Source organism: Haladaptatus sp. R4 (assembly GCF_001625445.1).
Classification (GTDB): Archaea; Halobacteriota; Halobacteria; order Halobacteriales; family Haladaptataceae; genus Haladaptatus.
Genome location: NZ_LWHG01000021.1, coordinates 419,808 through 440,360, shown reverse-complemented (window position 1 = coordinate 440,360; position 20,553 = coordinate 419,808). Strand labels below are relative to the sequence as shown.

17 protein-coding genes, 2 tRNA genes and 1 pseudogene are annotated in these 20,553 nt (G+C 61.1%); 12 read left to right on the top strand and 8 right to left on the bottom strand.

Annotated features, from left to right (window positions below):
• Positions 1 to 10: 10 nt before the first annotated feature.
• Both A4G99_RS11770 and A4G99_RS11765 read right to left on the bottom strand, forming a co-directional pair.
• A complete protein-coding gene (locus A4G99_RS11770) occupies positions 11 to 541 on the bottom strand; it encodes a hypothetical protein (RefSeq protein ID WP_223301896.1) in 531 nt (176 codons plus the stop codon).
• Positions 542 to 804: 263 nt separating this feature from the next.
• On the bottom strand, positions 805 to 1,593 hold the full coding sequence (locus A4G99_RS11765) for a hypothetical protein (RefSeq protein WP_150123097.1): 789 nt from the start codon (positions 1,591 to 1,593) through the stop codon (positions 805 to 807).
• Between the two features lie 383 nt (positions 1,594 to 1,976).
• Between A4G99_RS11765 and A4G99_RS11760 the strand changes: the two genes are divergently transcribed.
• Both A4G99_RS11760 and A4G99_RS11755 read left to right on the top strand, forming a co-directional pair.
• On the top strand, positions 1,977 to 2,945 hold the full coding sequence (locus A4G99_RS11760; protein ID WP_066143670.1) for a TIGR00269 family protein: 969 nt from the start codon (positions 1,977 to 1,979) through the stop codon (positions 2,943 to 2,945).
• 259 nt (positions 2,946 to 3,204) lie between these two features.
• Entirely contained in the window at positions 3,205 to 4,386 is a 1,182-nt protein-coding gene (locus A4G99_RS11755; protein WP_066145172.1) for a PQQ-like beta-propeller repeat protein, read from the top strand.
• A 36-nt stretch (positions 4,387 to 4,422) separates the two neighbouring features.
• On the opposite strand, the gene ftsZ is transcribed toward A4G99_RS11755, so the two are convergent.
• The 3 genes from ftsZ to A4G99_RS11740 all read right to left on the bottom strand — a co-directional run bounded on the left by ftsZ (position 4,423) and on the right by A4G99_RS11740 (position 6,509).
• Positions 4,423 to 5,610 carry a cell division protein FtsZ gene (gene ftsZ, locus A4G99_RS11750; protein WP_066143666.1) on the bottom strand — a complete coding sequence of 396 codons (1,188 nt, stop codon included), beginning with the start codon at positions 5,608 to 5,610 and terminating at the stop codon, positions 4,423 to 4,425.
• Between the two features lie 3 nt (positions 5,611 to 5,613).
• Positions 5,614 to 5,793 carry a ribbon-helix-helix domain-containing protein gene (locus A4G99_RS11745; protein WP_066143663.1) on the bottom strand — a complete coding sequence of 60 codons (180 nt, stop codon included), beginning with the start codon at positions 5,791 to 5,793 and terminating at the stop codon, positions 5,614 to 5,616.
• Positions 5,794 to 5,975: 182 nt separating this feature from the next.
• Positions 5,976 to 6,509: a zinc ribbon domain-containing protein gene (locus A4G99_RS11740; RefSeq protein ID WP_066145169.1), complete on the bottom strand. Its 534-nt coding sequence runs from the start codon at positions 6,507 to 6,509 to the stop codon at positions 5,976 to 5,978.
• Between the two features lie 128 nt (positions 6,510 to 6,637).
• Between A4G99_RS11740 and A4G99_RS11735 the strand changes: the two genes are divergently transcribed.
• The 4 genes and pseudogenes from A4G99_RS11735 to A4G99_RS11720 all read left to right on the top strand — a co-directional run bounded on the left by A4G99_RS11735 (position 6,638) and on the right by A4G99_RS11720 (position 13,308).
• Positions 6,638 to 6,711 (top strand) — tRNA-Tyr (locus A4G99_RS11735).
• A 297-nt stretch (positions 6,712 to 7,008) separates the two neighbouring features.
• Positions 7,009 to 8,186: pseudogene (locus tag A4G99_RS29830) on the top strand (M24 family metallopeptidase).
• A 973-nt stretch (positions 8,187 to 9,159) separates the two neighbouring features.
• Positions 9,160 to 12,180: an FAD-binding and (Fe-S)-binding domain-containing protein gene (locus A4G99_RS11725; RefSeq protein WP_066143660.1), complete on the top strand. Its 3,021-nt coding sequence runs from the start codon at positions 9,160 to 9,162 to the stop codon at positions 12,178 to 12,180.
• Positions 12,181 to 12,234: 54 nt separating this feature from the next.
• Complete coding sequence (locus A4G99_RS11720; protein ID WP_223301840.1) at positions 12,235 to 13,308, top strand: ferredoxin--NADP reductase; 1,074 nt, start codon at positions 12,235 to 12,237, stop codon at positions 13,306 to 13,308.
• Here the strand turns inward: A4G99_RS11720 and A4G99_RS11715 are convergent, their stop codons facing one another.
• Positions 13,309 to 14,046 carry an SDR family oxidoreductase gene (locus A4G99_RS11715; RefSeq protein WP_066143655.1) on the bottom strand — a complete coding sequence of 246 codons (738 nt, stop codon included), beginning with the start codon at positions 14,044 to 14,046 and terminating at the stop codon, positions 13,309 to 13,311.
• Between the two features lie 111 nt (positions 14,047 to 14,157).
• Here A4G99_RS11715 and A4G99_RS11710 point away from each other — a divergent pair, with 111 nt between their 5' ends.
• The 3 genes from A4G99_RS11710 (at position 14,158) to A4G99_RS11700 (ending at position 16,766) form a co-directional block, all read left to right on the top strand.
• Complete coding sequence (locus A4G99_RS11710; protein ID WP_066143652.1) at positions 14,158 to 15,309, top strand: amidohydrolase family protein; 1,152 nt, start codon at positions 14,158 to 14,160, stop codon at positions 15,307 to 15,309.
• 50 nt (positions 15,310 to 15,359) lie between these two features.
• Positions 15,360 to 16,553 (top strand): transcriptional regulator, encoded by a 1,194-nt coding sequence (locus tag A4G99_RS11705; RefSeq protein ID WP_066143651.1) that lies wholly within the window; start codon positions 15,360 to 15,362, stop codon positions 16,551 to 16,553.
• A gap of 138 nt (positions 16,554 to 16,691) precedes the next feature.
• Positions 16,692 to 16,766 (top strand) — tRNA-Glu (locus tag A4G99_RS11700).
• Positions 16,767 to 17,182: 416 nt separating this feature from the next.
• Here the strand turns inward: A4G99_RS11700 and A4G99_RS11695 are convergent.
• The gene (locus A4G99_RS11695; protein WP_066143648.1) at positions 17,183 to 17,416 is read right to left on the bottom strand and encodes a hypothetical protein; all 234 of its coding nucleotides are present in this window, start codon (positions 17,414 to 17,416) and stop codon (positions 17,183 to 17,185) included.
• Positions 17,417 to 17,577: 161 nt separating this feature from the next.
• Here A4G99_RS11695 and A4G99_RS11690 point away from each other — a divergent pair, with 161 nt between their 5' ends.
• The 3 genes from A4G99_RS11690 to queC are packed head-to-tail and all read left to right on the top strand — an operon-like array spanning position 17,578 to position 19,561.
• Positions 17,578 to 18,015 (top strand): 6-pyruvoyl tetrahydropterin synthase family protein, encoded by a 438-nt coding sequence (locus A4G99_RS11690; protein ID WP_066143645.1) that lies wholly within the window; start codon positions 17,578 to 17,580, stop codon positions 18,013 to 18,015.
• A gap of 2 nt (positions 18,016 to 18,017) precedes the next feature.
• Entirely contained in the window at positions 18,018 to 18,800 is a 783-nt protein-coding gene (locus A4G99_RS11685; RefSeq protein WP_066143638.1) for a 7-carboxy-7-deazaguanine synthase QueE, read from the top strand.
• 32 nt (positions 18,801 to 18,832) lie between these two features.
• Entirely contained in the window at positions 18,833 to 19,561 is a 729-nt protein-coding gene (gene queC, locus A4G99_RS11680) for a 7-cyano-7-deazaguanine synthase QueC (RefSeq protein ID WP_066143635.1), read from the top strand.
• A gap of 42 nt (positions 19,562 to 19,603) precedes the next feature.
• Here queC and A4G99_RS11675 read toward each other — a convergent pair whose 3' ends face one another.
• Positions 19,604 to 20,527: a DMT family transporter gene (locus tag A4G99_RS11675; RefSeq protein ID WP_150123096.1), complete on the bottom strand. Its 924-nt coding sequence runs from the start codon at positions 20,525 to 20,527 to the stop codon at positions 19,604 to 19,606.
• Between the last annotated feature and the right edge of the window lie 26 nt (positions 20,528 to 20,553).

The following is a 20,553-nucleotide window of genomic DNA, read 5'->3' as shown; positions in this document are numbered from 1 at the left end:
TTTGTTCCATTCAGTGACTGCGGTCCTCGACCACGACCATATCCGGAATGAACCACGTCGTGTAGATAGCAGTCATCGCGCCGATCGAGAGAAACATCATACCAGCGTAGATGCCGAGGAACTGTGTCCGTGCATAGCCGAACGTTTCCAGTCCGAAGAGAGCAGCAAACACGACCGTGGACCACGCCGTGAGTGCTATCCCGATGATGCCGGGTGTGCTATACTCTGCGGGCCAGAAGTCCGCGATCCATCGGCCATCGCTGGTCAAGTACGATGGGAGGTTGAGATTTATTCCCCCATCCGTCGCTATCGAACCGCTCGACCGACCGATAACTCGGATGAATCGATTCGTGTAATATAACATCCCGACGAGGACGAACAGTGCGGCCCACGAGACCACACCGGCAGCGAACTCGCCGACCTCTACTGGTGTCGGCAGGAACGTTTCGTTTGGTGCAATACTTCCCTTGTTGCTGCTAAGGACGACCGGGGATTTCTCCTCGCCAGCTGCGAGCGAGAAATACCAAACCGGTGCAAGCACCAAGGCTATTAGCAGCAGGATGATTATTGTTTCGCGTTCAATTTTCATGGTTTACTATCAGCAAACGGCTATCGAGTGACACGTACCGGAACGGTGCCATTCGAGCCCCTTCTCAGTGCCGGTTCTGTGACGTTATCTAAGCGTATTGGTCGCATTTACTTGCCTGTTTTGCCATGGAGCCGGAATCGTATCGAAAAATACTTGTCCCAGATAATCTCGGACCGCAAAAATACGTTCGCAGCTCGAACTGTATCCTCGGCGGATCAGTTCGGTGTGTGAATCGTCGTCTCGCTCGACGAACTCGCCGTCGCGCTGACGTCACACTGCGCGTTCGAGTTGACGATCCCGCTCCAATTCACGCCGACGCTCTGTCCCGCGAAGTTCTCGAAGACCTGGTTGTAGAACGTCGTGTATCCCGGAAGCTGGTCACAGCGTCCCCAGTTGTAGGCTGCGACTTCAAGTGTTGTAAACGCGTGCGTGAAATCGAGCGAGAGGTCGTCCGAGTAAACGCTGGACGAGGTGCCTTTATCCACGTTCTGCATCTCGATGTACCACTGACCGCCGCTCGAACTGCCGACGTTCATGTAGCCGTACAGCGTGTCGCCGGGGTCGGCTGGCTTGACCGGTCCGTGGTGGTACGCGCCGCTGCTGTCCGGACCCCACCACGCCGAGTACGTCCACTGGTCGGTGTAGGAACCCCAGTCCCACTGGAGGACCGGCTGTACGATGGTCGTGTAATCGGCGTCCTCGAACGCCGGGAAGAGGAAGTCGACGTCGCCCGAGGTGGGCGGCGACGTGGGAACGACGAAGTATCCCTGATATCGCTTGAACCCGTTTCCATCGTTGGAGTTGTACGTTCCGAGCGTGTACGCGAGCCACTCGTGGACGTCGGGAACTTCGGGGTTTTTCTGTGACGTCACTTCCGGCTCTGATTGCATCGTCGCAACGTCGGCAGGAGACACCGTTCGATTCGTATCCTCGTGTGCGACCACCTTCTCCGTCCGCACTCTCTTCCCGTGCGGAACGTACACGTAGTCGGTCGGTGACGACATCGCGCCGGCCACTCCACTTCCGAACGTCAGAGCGCCCGTCGCTCCGATCGCCTTCAGGTACGAGCGTCGATTGAAACTCGATCGTCGGTCAGTACGGTTGGTATCCGTCATCGGTATTTTGACCCGGATACAGCTATACAGAATATAAATTTATACTTATTCGCTAGAAATAAATTGGTACCCCGCTACTTAATTTCGTATTGACATCACTGAAAACGGCGTGGCGGCCGATTATCGGCGGGGAAGTTCCCGTCGGCGCGCGGGTACCGTCCGTCTCTCCGCTTTCGTCTTGGGCCGACGACGAACATGCCGATTTACTATCGCAGTATTCGATTTATACCGGAGCGAAACCGTGAAACGGCCCGCGACGAAAGCGACACGTAATGGACTGCGATAAGTGCGACCGAGAGGCGGTGATGCACGCCGCGTATTCGGGGCTTCACCTCTGTGACGACCACTTCTGCCGGTCGGTCGAGAAACGACTCCGTCGACGCATCCGTGACGACGACCTCTTGCCCGCTTCGGCGACACCGGACGACCCCCAAGTGTGGCTCATCGGATTGTCGGGTGGCAAGGACAGCGTCGTCCTCACGAAGATCCTCCACGACACGTTCGCCGAGGACCCGCGGATCGAACTCCTGGCGCTGACGATTCACGAGGGGATCGAGGGATATCGGGACAAGAGCTTGGACGCCTGTCTCGAACTCACCGACGACCTCGATATCCGCCACGAGGTCGTCTCCTACGAGGAGGAGTTCGACCTCCGGATGGACGACGTGGTTCAAAAGGACCCAGAAAGCATGGCCGCCTGTGCGTACTGTGGCGTCTTCCGCCGCGACCTGCTCTCGAAGTACGCCGAGGAGTACGGTGCGGACAAACTCCTCACCGGGCACAACCTCGACGACGAAGCCGAAACCGCACTGATGAACTTCCTCGAAGGGGACGTCGCACAGGTCGCAAAGCATTTCGACGCGAGTCTGGCGGGATTCGACGAACGAAGCGAACAGGACGAGTTCGTCCCCCGAGCGAAACCGCTGCGTGACGTGCCGGAAAAGGAAGTCGCACTGTACGCACACCTGGAAAACCTCCCGGCACACATCACCGAATGTCCCCATTCCAGCGAGGCGTACCGCGGCGAGATTCAGAAATTGATGCTCTCACTCGAAGAGAATCACCCGGGGACGCGCCATTCCATCATGGCTGGCTACGAGGAACTCGCCAAACTCGCGGCGGACGAATTCGGCGCGGGTGAAGGAAAGCGCGAACTCAACGAGTGTGAACGCTGTGGTGCGGCCACGACGCGGGACGTCTGTCGGAAATGTGCGCTCGTGGAGGCGATCCACGCGGTGTAATTCGACTTCATCTCGACCACTTCCCAAACGGTGATTGACACGGACCGAATCCGGTTCTCAGTTCACTGTTTTCACTCCGTCTCCCGTGTGTCGTACACGCTTCGGTGCCCGACGGTGAGCGATGGCACGTGATTTAACGCCAACCCACTGTCATTTAATAGGATGGGTGTTGACAATCGAGAGGCGACCGACGATATGCAATTTCGATCCGTCGTGACGCCAGAGAAAACTTATTATGTCACTGATCAACACGGAGAATATGCCCTCCCGACGGACGTTTCTCGCCCTCGGCATAACCACGATGTTTACCGGATGTATGACGAAAGCCGACGACCCGCCGAAAGCGGGTGTGGACGAACAACCGGACCCCACGAGACACATTTACGGTGCAAACGGCGAGTGGTCGAGTTTTGGCTGCAATGCCAGTAATACCCGAAGCATCAGCGACGGAAAGGCCCCCGTCGATGGTGTCTCGGAGCGGTGGCGTGTCGAAGTTCCGCAGTTGATGTACGACGAACCGATCGTTTCGAACGGTCGGCTCTTCCTTTCGATTCCGGGCCGACTCGAAGTGTACGACGTTCGAGACGGCAGCAAACTGTGGACGAAGGAAATCGACCCGTATTCGACGCCACTCGTCCGCGACGGAACGGTGTACGTGGGAGACAGCGACCGTCTTCTCGCACTGGACGCGAAAACCGGTGAGACGAAATGGAAACGGACGTTCGACGCCCGCGGAGTGGTTCAGTCACCGGCGACCGCTGGCGGTAAACAGCTTTACGTCCCGGTCGGTGAAACCGTCTACCGAGTCGATGCGAAGACGGGCGATATCGCGTGGTCCCGTCGCCTGTTCGGTACCATTCTCGGGTCGCCACTGTGCAGTATGACGGGCTTGACGGTCACGACCGAGGCCGGGAAACTGTACTCGCTCGACAGAGACAGAACCGGGTACGCGGAGTGGAAACTACCTTCGAAACCACAGGCACCGCCAACGGCCGATACGGACGGCATCTACGTCAACTGTCTCGACAGTAAGACGTACGGAATCCGAACCGAGCGCACGCCACGGTTGAACGTCGATTGGCACGTCGAGACCGGGTGGGCGAACGGCGGACTCGCAGTCGGGAAACATCTCTACGCGTCGGGAACTGGCGGATTACGCGCCATCGACCTCGAATCCGGCGACCAACTCTGGAAACGGGATACGGGTAACTGGCGCTATACTGCGCCCGTTCTCGGTCGTGATACGCTCTTCGTCGGTGGCGACAAACTGTTCGCTTTCGACCCGACGCCATCGACGGGAGGGCTCTCGGGCGGACCCGCACTCAGGTTCGAGAAAGCGTTCCACGGTCGTGTTGGTCCCGGTCCCGTGCTCGATGACGGCGTGTTGTACGTCGTCGCGCAGACGGGGGAAGAATCGTACCACTTGCTGGCGTTGCACTGAGAACAGAAGAAAACGAGAATAAATGAGGCGAAGCAGTTATCGGATAACGTCGAGGCCGTTGTTCTTCTCCAGTTCGCTCCGGCCGCCGTCGCTCTGAGCGCCGAACGTTTTGCGCCCTTCGGACTGGTCGTTACCGCTATCGTACGACTGTGCGTCGACGTCGCGCATCTTCTGTCGGGAGCGGTCGGCCTGTTTCTGTGTCGTCGGGCCGAGCACCTGTGCGCTCTGGACGCCGGTCATGATGGCCATGACACGAACCTTGTTCTTGTAGTTCTCCTGAATGCGAGCGCCCCAGATTACGTTGGCGTCCGCTTCGAGCCGTTCGGTGATGTTGGCCGCGATGCCCTCTGCCTCTTTGAGCGTCAGGTCGGGACCGCCCGTGATGTGGACGAGACCGCCGGATGCGCCGCGATAGTCCACGTCGAGAAGCGGGTGGTTCATCGCGTCGCGCACCACTTCGTCGCTCTTGTTCTTGTCCTGTGTCTCACCGACGAGCATCACGGCGACGCCGCCCTGATTCATGATGGTGGACATGTCCGCGTAGTCGAGGTTGATGAGCGACGGCTGTGTGATCGTCTCCGAAATCCCCTTGACGGTTTCGGCGATGATCTGGTCCATGACCGAGAACGCCTTGCCGATCGGGAGGTTCGGGACGTAATCGAGCAGTCGGTTGTTGTCGAGGACGATGATGGAGTCCGCTTCGTTGCGGAGTTTCTCCAGCCCTTCCTCGGCCTTCACCGTGCGGGCACGCTCGACGTTGAACGGCGTGGAGACCATCCCCACGACGATTGCACCCTGCTCTTTGGCGATTTTTGCGACGACTGGTGCCGCGCCAGTGCCGGTGCCACCACCCATGCCTGCGGTCACGAAGACGAGGTCGGCGTCGCCGAGCACTTCCTTGACCGTTCCCTGTGCCATCTCGGTCGCACGCTCGCCCATCGAGGGGTCGCCACCCGCGCCGAGACCGGACGTGAGGGATTTGCCGACGAGGATTTTCGTGTCGGCTTCGATCATCTTCAAATGTTGTTTGTCGGTGTTGATGGCAACCGTGTCAGCGCCATCGACGCCGATGTTATACAGTCGGTTGATGGTGTTATTGCCCGCACCACCACAGCCGACGATGACGATTCGTGGGTCGCCGAACTCGTCGCCCGTGTCCACTGCTTCCATCTCACGCTGCTCGCTTTCGGCGTTTTCCAGCGCTTCTTGAACGATATCCTGCATCGATTATACCTTGGCCCACGTGCGCTTGTTCGTGGTCTCGGTCCCGGCGTTCTCATGCTCGTTGAGCATATCCCGCACTGCTGCCCGAATCGCTTCACTGCGGTTCGGGAATTCGCCGGTTTCGACCATCTGTTCGACTTCTTCGATTTGTTGCTTTGGGATTCGTAGTGTCACGCGCTCCATAGTTGGTTCCCCTTGTTTGGTAAGACGACACGCGGTAGTTTTGTTTCGTCCGTCTTACGCCGTTTTAGCGGCCGAGACACCCGGCTTCGGCCGTATTCAGATGGCGTAAGACAATCGTCTTACGTAGAAGTATCCACATAGCCACGGCATATATAATTAACGGCGTTTGTAAAACAATCGTTTTACGACGAGTCTAAAACGTCAGCGGACGGCGTTCGTCGGCCGCACCCGGGGCAGAACGCCCAATCGGAGCGCAGCTCGTCACCGCAGTCACAGAACACGCGATGTGTGGCTTTCTCGCCACAGTTCGGGCAGTAAACGTGGTTCGCGTCCAGCGATTCGCCACATTGTTGGCACGTGTTTTCGGCGTGGCCCGCGTCGGTGGGCGTCGTACGAACGTGCTCTTCCGTCTTGACCGTCGACGATTCTTCTTCCTCGTGCGCGCTTGCCGTTCCCGCTCCCGCGCCTTCGAGCGTGACGTTGACGTTGATGTCCCGCCCGTCGCCGCGGGGAGCCACGTCCGTGGCGAGTCGCTGATCGACGAGTTCGTCCACGCGGTCGGCGACTACTGCATCGAGCGTCGGCTCCTCGCCCTCGCTTTCGGAACCGTCGAGATACTCGCGGAGCGCCTCGCGCATCACTTCGCTCTTCGAAGCGTCGAGCGATTCGATCTGCTTGACGAGGTCGTCGTCCGCGCGAAATGTAATTTTACTCATCTCGATCACTCGTATAGATCCGTTTTCGGATACACCGTGTCTATCATACTTGAACCTTCCGTCCGTCGGACGCGCCAAGCCGAATAATAATTCTTAAGTCCGCAACGCGGATAGGTGAAAGTGCGTGCCCGCCCTTAGCTCAGATTGGTAGAGCAGTCGACTGTAGATCGACTTGTCCCCCGTTCAAATCGGGGAGGGCGGATTTGTTTTACAAATTCAACTGATACGATTTGAGCTTGTGAGTTGCATGCCCGGAATGGCCCGACGGGCCACATGCCCGGAACATCTCACGGTGTTCAAATCGGGGAGGGCGGACTTTCTCTCAAAATCCGACCGAGCAGAGCAGCGTCGCTCGACGCACTCGTGCCTGCCGGACGGTTCGGAATGCATCTCGAAATCGAGTTAGGCAGCCACTATCGGACGAGAAACGGCTCGTTTCGGTTTCTCCTCGGTTTCCGGCACGTCAACGCTTTTAGGCCGCTCCTGTGAACGACATCACATGTCGACACGGCTTCCCGATTCCGAGTTCGAAGCGCGTCTCTCGGACGTGCGCGAGCGAATACGCGACCGCGGTGTGGATGCTGGCGTCTGGTTCGGCGCGACGAGCATCGAATACCTCACCGGCTTCGACCACATCCAGACCGAGCGCCCGGTCGTCCTCGCCGTCACCGACGACCGTGTGGAGATCACGATACCGCGCCTCGAAGTCGAGCGCGTCCAGTCGAATCCCCATATCGACGCGGTCCACCACTACTTCGACTATCCCGGTGGGAAACCGATCGAGGTGGCCGCCGAGATGTTGTCGGAACTCGGAGCCGAATCCGTCGTGGCGGACGCCGACGGCGCGCCGGGTGTGATGGGCTACACCGGTCCCGCGCTCTCACAACTCGTCGAAGTCGAGTCGCAGGCGTGGGTGGACCGCATGCGCTGGGCGAAGTCGGACGCCGAAATCGACCTGATCAGGGAGTCAGCGAAGTGGGGTAACCTCGCCCATCAGTACCTCGCGGACTACACCGAACCGGGCGCTCATCCCGCGACCGTCAGCCAGCGCGCGTCCACGGACGCTCCCGCGCCATGCTCGACACGCTCGGGGACACGTACGTCGCACGCACACGCGGAGACGGTCCGGCCCACGCGGGCTATATCACCGGTCCACAGACCGCCCTGCCCCACGGCCATACCGCCAACCGCCGAATCGAGGAGGGGGACGTGCTCATCACGGGTGCTGCGGCCAACGTCGATGGCTACCACTCCGAACTGGAGCGCACGATGTTCGTCGGCGAACCGAACGACGAGCAGGTCCACTACTTCGAGTTGATGCTCGAAGCCCAGACCATCGCCATCGACGCCCTCGGTCCCGGCGTCCCGCTGGCGCACGTGGACGAGCAGGTGTCCGACTACTTCGAGGAGCAGGGCGTCGCCGACCTCGCGCGCCACCACGTCGGCCACAACATCGGCATGGGCGGTCACGAACCGCCGTACATCGACCACGGTTGGACCGACCACGTCGAGGCGGACGACGCCGAGATGGAACCCGGCCACGTTTACACCATCGAACCCGGCTTGTACACCGACACGTACGGCTATCGGCATTCGGACACGGTTGCCATTACCGAGAACGGGACGGAGATGCTGACCTACTTCCCGCGCGACCTGGAGTCCAACATCATCCGCTAGCACGATGAGGGCGACGACGAGTGCGTGACTTTGACTGATCCTGGCTCTGACTGAATTTGCCCCGAGACGACTCCTGCTCTGGTCTTTCTACAACCGTCGTTACGAAGAAGACCCAGAAAGCCCCCGACCGTTCGCTACGAGACGTGTTTGGTTGGTGTGTGATTGCAGTTACTGAGAGGCAGACCTCGAAAGCCCTCGCCCGTTCGCGGTCGCCCGAAGACGTTCCTGCTCACTTCGTTGCGCGGGCTGCGACTTCCGTGGTCACCCTCGCAGCGCAAGCGCTTCGCTCTTGCTGGCTCCCGTTCGCACGGCTCACGGGAACTTCGCTCGCGTGACCGCTGTGCAGGATATTTTGACCTCTCCGCACAGCTCGGTCAAAATAGTTGCCTGCACAGACGACTAAACGAGCGCGAACGGACGGCCCCTTTCATCCCACCCGACTGCACCTCCCCTACAACGCACCACACGCCTCCCCAGCCGATTCCTTCGCTCCCGCTGGTCGCTCACTCATCCCTCGCGCGCGAGAAACGCGCGCGCCGTGTGGTTGGTCAGTATTGCACAGTCCGTCCCGCCGGGTGGCGCGCGCTGGAGAGGCGAGACCATCGGTCGGTCGAACCGTCTCGGAAGGTTCGTGCGAGGGATGACGAGCGTAAGCGAGGAATCGGCTGGGGAGGACTGTGGGCGGTGCGGTTGCAGTGCGGAGGCGGTTGCGGTCTTCAGTGTTGCTCGGCTACTGAAATCACAAAACCAGAATCAAACTCTCCTGTGCGTAGCAAGTTCAGTCGGAGCAACGCTTCGACAGCGTCCACTCACTCCTTCGTCGTTCGTGGGACCGGGCGGGGGCTTTCGAGGCAGTCTACCTTCCTGCAATTCCAATCGAACCCACACGATACCCAAAAGCAACTGGCCGTGTTCCCCGCCGTCGTTGCCGTGGCCCACATGACTTTTCGGTCCCCCTTCCATACGCCCTACTATGGCAACACGTGACGCGGGAGACCCGGCCCGCGACGAACACGCGAATTACGATTATCATTCGGATTCTACCGCGCGCACTGGATTGGTCTCTGACCTCGTGAAACTGGTGGACGGGGAGGTTCGGTTCGACGAGTACTCCCGGCAGTTGTACGCCACGGACGCGAGCGCCTACGAGGTGACGCCCATCGGCGTCGTCTTCCCGACGTCGACGGACGACGTGGCGGCGGTGATGGAGTACTGCGCCGAACGCGAAATCCCGGTCCTGCCGCGCGGCGGCGGCACGAGCCTCGCCGGACAGTCGGTCAACGAGGCCGTCGTGCTGGACTTCACCCGGCACATGGGCGACCTGCTGGAGTTCGACGTGGAGGAACGGACCGCCCGCGCACAACCCGGCACCATCCTCGGGGAGTTGAACGCGGAACTCGCCGAGTACGACCTGAAGTTCGCGCCCGACCCGGCGTGGCGGGACAAGAGCGCAATCGGCGGCGCGATCGGTAACAACTCGACGGGTGCCCACTCGCTGAAGTACGGAAAGACGGACGCCTATATCGAGGAGTGCGAAGTCGTCCTCGCCGATGGTTCCGTGACGCGCTTCGGCGACGTGACGCTGGAGGAGCTTCGAGAGGGCGCGAAAGCGGATTCCCTCGAAGGCCAAATCTACGCCGAAGTCCTGCGAATCGTGGAGGAGGAATCGGACGCCATCGAGGAGGTGTTCCCGCAACTCAAACGTAACGTGTCGGGATACAACCTCGACAGGCTGGCGGAGGAAGCCGAGGAGGGGCACGTCAACCTCGCGCGCTTGCTCGCCGGGAGCGAGGGGACGCTGGCCATCGTGACGGAGGCGACGGTGAGTCTCGAACCCGTGCCCGAGACGAAGGCGATGGCGCTGTTGACCTACGACAGCCTGAACGACGCGATGGAGGACGTGTCGCCGATTCTCGACCACGACCCGGCGGCCGTCGAAGTGCTGGACGACGTGCTCATCGACCTCGCCAGCGACACCGAGGAGTTCCACGACGTAGTGGAGATGTTGCCGGACGGAACCGACTCGGTCCTGCTCGTGGAGTTCTACGCGACCGACGACGAGGACGGCCGGGAGAAAGTCGCGGCGCTGCGGGAGGCCCGCGAAGGGGAACGTGCGTTCTCCCTGCTGGAGGCACACGACGAGGAGGAACGCGCCCGCTTCTGGAAACTGCGGAAGTCCGGCCTGCCCATCCTGCTCTCGCGCACGACGGACGCGAAGCACATCTCGTTCATCGAGGACGCGGCCGTCCCGCCGGAGAACCTTCCCGAGTACGTTGCCGACTTCCAGCAGGTGCTGGAGGACAACGACACGTTCGCCAGCATCTACGCCCACGCCGGGCCGGGTTGTCTGCACATCCGGCCGCTCGTCAACACGAAGAGTCCGGCCGGGGTGAACCAGATGGAATCCATCGCGGACGCCGTCACCGACCTCGTGGTCGAGTACGGCGGCAGCGTCTCGGGCGAACACGGCGACGGCCGCGCCCGCACGCAGTGGAACCGGAAACTGTACGGCGACCACGTCTGGAACGTCTTCCGCGACCTGAAATCCGCCTTCGACCCGGACTGGTTGCTCAACCCCGGGCAGGTCTGTGGCGACGTGGACATGACCGAAAACCTGCGATTCGACTCCAGCTACGAGTTCGACGCCGGGTTCGACCCGGTGCTCGACTGGGAGAACGAGAACGGCTTCGAGGGGATGGTCGAACTCTGTCACGGCTGTGGCGGTTGTCGCGGTGGGCAGGAGGTCACCGGCGGTGTGATGTGCCCGACTTACCGGGCGGCCGACGAGGAGATCACGAGCACGCGAGGACGGGCGAACATGCTCAGGCAGGCGATGAGCGGTTCCCTTTCCGACGAGGAGCAGTTCGACGTGGAGTTCATGCACGAGGTGATGGACCTCTGTATCGGCTGTAAGGGCTGTGCCCGTGACTGTCCGTCCGGCGTGGACATGGCGAAGCTGAAAGCCGAAGTCGAACACGAGTACCACGAGCGCCACGGACTGAATCTGCGGGACCGCCTCTTCGGCAATATCGGTCGGCTCTCGGCGCTGGGAAGCGCGTTCGCGCCGCTCTCTAACTGGGCGACGGAACTGCCGGGCGCTCGGTTCGTCGCCGAGGAACTGCTCGGCATCGCCAGCGACCGAACCCTCCCGACGTTCCACCGCGAGACGCTCGAAGACTGGTTCGCCGAGCGCGGGACGCGCGTCCCGGAGGAGGACGCCGCCCGCCGCGTCCTGCTCTTTCCGGACACCTACACGAACTACAACCATCCAGAGGCCGGAAAGGCAGCGGTTCGGGTGCTCGAAGCGGCGGGCGTCCACGTCCGGATTCCGTCCGACGTCGCCGGGAGCGGCAGACCGGCCCACTCGAAAGGCATGCTCGATACGGCGCGAAAGCAGGCCGAGACGAACGTCGAGGCACTCTCCCCGTTCGTGCGCGACGGTTGGGACGTGGTCGTGGTCGAACCGTCCGACGCGGTGATGTTCCAGTCGGACTACCTCGACCTGCTTCCCGCGACCGAGAAATCCGGGTCGTCGAGTGGCCAGTACACCGAACCCCGTTCCGCCGACCCCGAGGCCGACGGTCTCCGAACGGAAGCCGAGCGACTCGCCGCGAACTCCTACGGCATCTGCGAGTACCTCGACGCGTTCGATTTCGACCTCCCGGCGACGGGTGACGGGTCGTTGACCTACCACGGCCACTGCCACCAGAAGGCGACGAAGAAGGACGGCCACGCCGTGGCCGTCCTCCGCAACGCGGGCTACGAAGTGGACGCGCTCGACAGCGGGTGCTGTGGCATGGCGGGCAGTTTCGGCTACGAAGCCGAACACTACTCGATGAGCAAGGCGGTCGGATCGATCCTGTTCGAGCAGGTCGAGGAGAGCGACGGAAACGAGGTCGTCGCGCCGGGTGCGTCCTGTCGGACGCAACTCGGCGACTGGCAGGGTGAGGAACCGCCCCACCCGATCCAGAAGGTCGCCGACGCGCTCGACTAACGTCCGGAAAATCGTCGGATAGGATTAGCGGGTCGGGAAATAGCGAGAAGTGTTTTGTCGCTCGCACACATCTTCGTAACCAGCGCGGCCATGGAGATACCATCACAGCATTCACAGCACAGACGGGCCGAGGAGCTTCCGCTGGTGACGGACTCGGCGACGATAGCCGAACGGAATCACCTCGACGAGGACCGCACCGACCGTGTCGTCGAGCGGACCGCCGAGTTGCTTCGGGTGGACGGACACGACGACTGGGCGGACGAGGTCGAATCGGGCGACCCGGACTGGGACGAGATGATCTCGACGTTGGAGGAGGACGAGCACCAACACGAGAACTTGCTGACGGAACTCTCGTCGTTGAAGGACCGGTATCAGCGACCCTACCCGTCGTTGATGAGCCTTCGCATCGAGATGGACGAGGAGTTCGATTTCGTCCCCGGCCAGTACACCACGATGCGATACGAACATACGCCCCGCGTCTATTCCATCGCCAGTTCGCCGAACGACGACGGTATCGAGCTCTGTATTCGGCGGGTCCCGCACGGGCATCTCACGTCGAAACTGTTCGAGGACATCGAGGAAGGCGAGACGGTGACGATTCGCGGGCCGAACGGCGACTTCGTCCTCGAAGAACCGTCTGGTCGGGACATGGTGTTTCTCGCCACCGGGACCGGCGTCGCGCCGCTTCGGAGCATGATCGAGTACACGTTCGAGGAGGGGCGCGACGAGTACGAGGGCGAACAACGGGACCTCTGGTTGTTCCTCGGCGCGTCGTGGAAGGACGACTTGGCGCACTTCGAGGAGTTCCGGAGACTGGATGAGGAACACGGGAACTTCCATTTCATCCCGACCTGCTCGCGCGAGGAGTACCTCACGGACTGGGAGGGCGAAACCGACTACGTCCAGCAGACGCTCGTCAAGTACCTCGTCGATGGCGCAGAGGAGAACCTCTCGGAGGACCTCGCGGAGTACGTGACCGAACCGGCCAACGACATCGACGCCGAAATCGATCCCGACAACCTCGAAGTGTACGCCTGCGGCGTCAACGCGATGGTGTCGATGCTCGCCAGCGCGGCGAAGGACCTCGGAGTCCCCGAGGACCATCTCCAGTACGAAGGGTACGGATAATCAGAAGTCCGAGAACTTGTCCCGGCGGTAGACGTCTATTTCGCTGACGGTCGAATTTCTCATTCCCGCCGCGAACGCGATAGCGTCGGCTATCTCTTCCGGTTCGGTGACGCTACCGGGTTCGAATCGTTCCTCGAAGGACTCGCCCTCTTCGGAGCCGAACTCCGTTCGGACTTCCGAGGGATTGACGACCGTGACGGCCACGCCGTCCTCGCCGACTTGTCCTTCGAGGCTGTGTGCGAACCCGCGCACCCACCACTTCGTCGCGGCGTAGACCGGATTGAACGGTCGGGGGAATCGCCCCGCGAAACTCCCGACGAAGATCAGGTTGCCGGACGACTCGCGGAGGTACGGGAGTGCGGCCCGTGTGGCGAAGAAGACGCCATCCACGTTCGTGTCCTGCATGGTTCGAAACTCCTCGGTCGAGAGATTCTCGACCTGCTGGCCCCGTGCCAGTCCGGCGTTGTTCACGAGCACGTCGAGACCGCCGAAGGCCGAAACCGTCCCCTCGACCATCGACGCGACGGCTTCCTCGTCGCGCACGTCGGTCGGGCAGACCGTCGTCTCGACGCCGTACTCGGATTCCACCCCTTCAGCGATGTCGGCCAGTTCCGACTCGCGCCTCGCCGCGAGCGCGACGTTCATTCCGTCGCTGGCGAGGGCGTGAGCCGTCGCCTGCCCGATTCCGGAACTCGCACCGGTTATCAGCGCCGTTCTCGTCGTTGTCGTCTCCGTCATACACCTCCGTTTCACGTCGAACGAATTCCCTCTTTCCTCAACGAGCTGAGAACTTCCCCCCACCCTGCCGGGACCCTGACGGTTATCTCGTCACCGCGTCTCACACCGCTCATGCTCGTACTTCGCGGTGCGGATGTCGTAGATGCAAACGGGATCAGGGAGGCGGATGTCGCCATCGAGGACGGCGAGATAGTCTCGGTGGGGGACGTATCGGACGCCGACGAGGAACTCGACGTGAGCGGGAAGTTCGTCGCCCCGGGGCTCATCGATTCGCACATCCACTCGTCGATGGACGGTCGGCCGGACGTCACGTCGGTGTTCGGCGACAGCGACATGATGCTCTCCTATCGTGCGGTATCGAACCTCCGCGACGCCCTTCGTGCGGGTGTGACGACGGTTCGTGACCTCGGTTCGCCGACGACGCTCGCGCTCGACGCCGCGGATGCGATCGAAGCCGGACTCATCGAGGGACCTCGAATCGTCGCCTGCGGCCAAAACGTCGTCATGACCGGCGGCCACGGCCACTGGCACGGCCGCGAGGCGGACGGTGAAGCGGAGGTGAAGAAGGCGGTCCGTGAGCAACTCAAGCGCGGTGCGGGCGTCGTCAAGTGCATGGCGACCGGCGGCGTTCTGACGGACGGTGCGATCACCGGTTCCCCCGAACTGGACGAAGCCGAGTTGACGACGCTGGTGGAGACGGCTGCCGCGAAGCACGTGCCGACGGCGGCCCACGCACACGGGACGGAAGGCATCAAGAACGCCGTTCGTGCCGGAATTTCGAGTATCGAACACGGGACGTTCATGGACCGCGAAGCGGCGGAGATGATGGCCGACCGGGGTACCTACTGGGTGCCGACCGCGAAGGCGTCCGCCGGTATCGTCGAACACGGGACGGAAGCGGGTATCCCCGAATACGCGGTCGAGAAGGCCGAAGACGCCATCGAATCGGTTGCGGACGCCTTCGAGTATGCGATGGACGCCGAGGTGCCCATCGCGATGGGAACCGACGCCGGAACGCCGTTCAACTTCCACGCCGACATTCCCGAGGAAATCGAACTGATGGTCGAGTACGGGATGTCGCCCGAAGCGGCGCTGGAGGCGGCGACGGTCAACGCGGCCGACCTCCTCGGGTTGTCGGACGTCGGACTGGTCGAGGAGGGTTATCGTGCGGACCTCGTCGTCCTCGATTCCGACCCCCGTGAGGACGAACGAACGTGGCAATCCCCGGCAAAAATCATGAGCAATGGTAGCATAGTTCGGTGACGTCCTCACGTCACAAGGTCTTTTATATCCGGCCATGGACGATAAGGTACATGAGACGGCTCCTGGCTGTCGGCCTCATCACGGTGCTGCTCGTCGCGCTGATTCCCGCTTCCGGGACAGCCCAGAGCAATGCTCCGACGACTCCGCAAAAGATTACCACTTCCCAGGAGTTCGATGATGTCGAATTTCATATTTTCGTCTATAAGAACAGTGCCGACGCTCTCTGGACATTTCGCTACGAGAAAACGTTGAATAACAAACAGGAACGCGAACAGTTCAAGGAATTTTCAAACCGGTTCAACTCTTCCGACACCGAGATGTACAAGAGCTTCAGGGAAAACGCCGTCAACCTCACGAGGACGGCGAACAACCGAACGAAACGGAAGATGGCCGCCAGCAACTTCTCGAAGAACGCCTACATCAACCAGGAAGGGATCGACGGAGATACGACCCGAGGCGTCGTCGAGATGTCGTTTACGTGGTCCTCGTTCGCGTACGGTAGCGGCAACGTCACGAACATCGGCGACGTGTTCAAGGGCGGCCTCTATCTCGGGAAAGACCAGACGCTCGTCATCAACCACGCGGACGGGATGACCTTCGAGAAAGTTCGCCCGACGAAGGGAGTGAACATGTCCGGGGACACGTTAGCGGAAAGCAGTTCCGTGTCCTGGACCGGTCCACGGGAGTTCACCGATCAGCATCCGATGGTGAAGTTCTCCTCACCACCCCAGAGTAGCACGACGACCACGACGACGTCCACGAACAACAGCAGCGTTCCACCCGGCGGTGGGAACCAAGGTTCCAACTCACGGTCGCCGATGATGTGGTTCATCGCAGTCGTTCTAGTCCTCATCGGGCTGGTCGCGGTGTTCATGTGGCGGCAGGGGAGCCTCGGTTCACTTTCGTCCGGTCGAAGCACACCGGGTGGCGGCGGTGGCGGTGCTGGTGCTGGCGGTGCCGCAGCGACTCCCGAGTCGAACACTCCGCCTGCCGAACCCGCAGTCAGCGACGAGGAACTGCTGACCGACGAGGCACGGGTGAAGAAACTCCTCCGCGAGAACGGCGGCCGGATGAAGCAGGTCAACATCGTGGACGAGACCGGCTGGTCGAAATCCAAGGTCAGCATGCTCCTCTCGGAGATGGAGGAGGAGGGCGATATCAGTAAGCTCCGCGTCGGTCGTGAGAACATCATCAGCCTCGACGGGCATGAACCGGATGCCGCCGGGTCGCCACTCGACCGTTGAGGACCATCGGTTTTTTTTTTCGGTGCGAACTGCATCGGGAGCGATGCGTGTTCCCGCTTCAGAATGTGTCATACCGCGCCACGGCGCTTCCGAAACGCAACTGTTAAACAGTCCGTGCGATTACGATTGAGTACACACGCTCCGTTGGTGTAGTCCGGCCAATCATCTTGCCCTCTCACGGCAAGGACCAGGGTTCGAATCCCTGACGGAGCATTTTCTAGAAGTAAACGTCCGAGCGATAGCAGTACTGCGAACACGAAGTAAAACAACCGTACTCATCGTATACGGTTAAGAGGCAGGTTCCGCTAGTCGTTTCCCAAGTACTGCGAGAGTAGCCCCTGCAATCAACGCTAGTAAGCCCGGTCCCCAATAGTTGATATTTGGGGCACAGGATCCACCTGAGGGACTTGCTTGATTGAGGCATAATGGATGTTGAAACGCAAGTATAAATGTAATAATTGCAATTGTGATCGTAGCAAAACCCAGGATGCTGAGTGGGTTACTCCACTCCGTGGTACTTTCCATGCATTACACATATCTCTCTATTATGCTATAATCCCATTCTTCCAGAAAAATATGATCTATTTATTGCATCAAATACTCACCAACCGGTGTAGAGATCTTCCGTCTCAGATGCTCTCGTTCGATTTCTTCTGCTGGTTCGCGATGAACGTCGAGATGACGGTGACGTCGAGGAGACCGACGACGACGAAAATCGCCGGGACGAACATCCCGTCGAGCGTGAAAAACAGCAGGACGCCGAGGAGGACGATCATCACCCCGCTTCCCCTGATGAGGAATCGAACTTTCTCGTGGTCTTCCAATTCGCCGAAGTTCTGCAACGTTTCGAGAGGGCTTTTCATGTTGGAGAGGATGAAGATATTTACTATAGATATTACGATTGCGATGAATAACTGGTGACTCCTCCTCGCCGATATCGTTCAACAGCGAGTAATCGACGGCCTCCATTTGTACCACGGCTCGGAGTAGTGGCGTTTAAGTATTCTCTCGATAATCTCCGAATATGACTGGATCGCTACTCGAATCATCCCCGGAACGAACGCTGCATATCGGACGCGACCGTCCGATTCGCATCAGCACCGGGCATCGATTGCTGCATCACGACGGGAAATGTAGCCGACCGCACGGTCACAACTACGAGATAGAGGTGACCGTGGTCGGCGAACTCACCGAGGAAGGGTGGGTCGTGGACAAGGGAGATATCACGTCGATAATCGACGAGTGGGATCACATGTTCCTGCTGGAGGACGGCGACCCGCTGGTGGAGGCGTTCGAGGAGAGCGGCGACGGGGCGGCGGTCGTCCTCTTCGAGGACCCGCCGACCGCCGAGGTGATGAGCCTCGAACTGGAACGCCGGTTCATGGAGGAGTTGCCCGACAACGTCTCCAAAGTCGGGGTACAGGTGAACGAGACGTCCGAACTCTGTGGTGCACCGGTCTGATCATGCCAGTGAACGCAACCGGTCCGGAAGAAACCGAACGCGATGAGGAAGCGGACTCGGACGAACCGTCGCTTCCCATCAACGAGTTGTTCTACTCGTTGCAGGGCGAGGGCAAACTCGCGGGCGTTCCGAGCGTGTTCGTCCGGACGAGTGGCTGTAACCTTCGGTGCTGGTTCTGCGATTCGTATCACACCTCGTGGGAACCGACACACGCCCGAATGACGCTGGACGACATCGTCGCGGAGGTCGAGTCCTACGACGCGAACCACGTCGTCCTCACGGGCGGCGAACCGCTGGTTCACGGGGAGTCGGTCACCCTGCTCGACCGGCTTTCGGAACTGGGCTATCACACGACCGTCGAGACGAACGGGACGTTCCTCCCCGACGCACCGATCGATCTGGCGAGCGTCAGCCCAAAACTGGCCTCCTCGACCCCGACGCCGGAGAACGACCCGAAAGGCGACGGCGAGTGGGCGGAACGACACGAGGAGCGACGGATCGATGTGGGGACGCTCGCGGGACTCGTGGACGCGTACGAAACCCAATTGAAGTTCGTCGTCACCGACGACGCCGACCTGGAAGAGATAGAGGAACTGGTTTCGGCCGTTCGTGATGCCGCCGACGAACCGCTATCCGACACGGACGTACTGTTGATGCCCGAGGGAGCGACCCGCGACGGACTGGACGAGAACCGTGAACGGGTCGCCGAACTGGCGATGGAGTACGGCTATCGATACACGCCGCGCCTGCACGTGGACCTGTGGAACGACGTCCCCGGAACCTGAACGCGAGATACGAAACACGATAGACGATATTCATGACATCGAACGATTCATCCGACGACTCGACTGCGACGGACGAACAGACCGAAAAACGCGCCGTCATCCTCGCCTCCGGCGGGATGGACAGTGCGACCGTGGCCTACGAAGCACGCGAACGCGGATACGAACCGTACTTCCTGCACACGTCCTACGGCCAACGAACCGAGGCGAAGGAGTTCGACTGCGCGAAGCGACAGGCCGAGGAACTCGACGCTGGCTTCCTGCACGTCGAGACGAGCCACCTCGCGAAGATCGGTGGATCGAGCCTGACCGACGACGAGATGGACGTCGAGGACGCCGACTTGGAGAGCGACGAAGTGCCGGACACCTACGTCCCGTTCCGGAACGCGAACCTGCTCTCGATGGCGGTCTCCTGCGCGGAAGCGAACGACTGCGATGCCGTCTTCATCGGCGCACACAGCGAGGACTTTTCGGGGTATCCCGACTGCCGCCCACAGTTCTTCGAGGCGTTCCAGAACGTGGTGGACACCGGCACGAAGGACGAAACGAACATCGAACTCGTCGCGCCGTTCGTCGAGTTCCGCAAGACCGATATCGCGGAGCGCGGCGTCGAACTCGACGTTCCGTACGAACTGACGTGGAGTTGCTACCGTGCGGAGGAACCGGCCTGCGGAACCTGTGATTCGTGTGCGCTTCGCTTGCAGGCGTTCCAGAACGTCGGCGTGCGCGACCCGATCGAGTACGAGGAACGGCCGGAGTACTGAGTGCCGAGTACTGGGTACCGACTACCGATCACCGACTATCGGCTACTGGGACGCCGCGCTTTTTCCCCCGGTCGAAGCGACGTAGATCCCGGCGAGCACGACGGCCCCGCCGATGACGGTTGCGAGGCCCGGCGTCTGCCCGAGGATGAGTAACGCGAGAATCGTGCTCCCCACGGGTTCGCCGAGGAGCGTGACGCTCACGACGCTCGATTCGACGTACTTCAGCGCCCAGTTGATTATCGTGTGGCCGAAGATTCCCGGCCCGACGGCCATCCCGAGAAAGAGGAACCACTCCGTCGGTCGGTAGGCCGTAAGGGAGACCGTCGCGTCGCTGGTCAGTGCGGCACCGAGCAAGACGATGGTGGTCACGCTGTACACGACCGTCACGTACGGAATCAGCGACACGCGCTGGCGGAGCGACCGCCCGGCGAGGACGTATCCCGCCGCCGCTATCGCCCCGACGATAGCGAGTCCGTTTCCGTACAGCGGCCGCGCCCCGGCGACGGCGGCGTTCGAGAGCAGGCCGCTCAGCGACATCCCTACCATTCCGAGCAGTGCGACGAAAATTCCGACCATCGTCCGTCGGGTGACGCGTTCGTCGAGCAGCGCCCACGCGCCGACAACGACGAACAGCGGTTGGGATTGGACCAGCGTCACGGACGCCGCGACGGTCGTCCAGTCCAGACTCGCGAACCACGCGATGAAGTGGGCGGCGAGGGCACACCCCGTGACGACGGCGATGAACAGATCCCGCCCCGAGAAGGTTCGCAGGTCGTCCCGATACCGCGTAACAGCGAGCGGCGCGAGGAGGAGCGTCGTGAACAGCGACCGATAAAACGCCTTGATGATGCTCGGCGCGTGACTGAGTTCGATGAGGATGGCGCTCGTGCTGACCGCGACGATGGCGACCGCGAGGGCCGCCATCGGGGACACCTCGTCCTCCACGCGCTCGACCATCCCGAACATTACGTGGGGGTTCCGCCGCGGGGCGG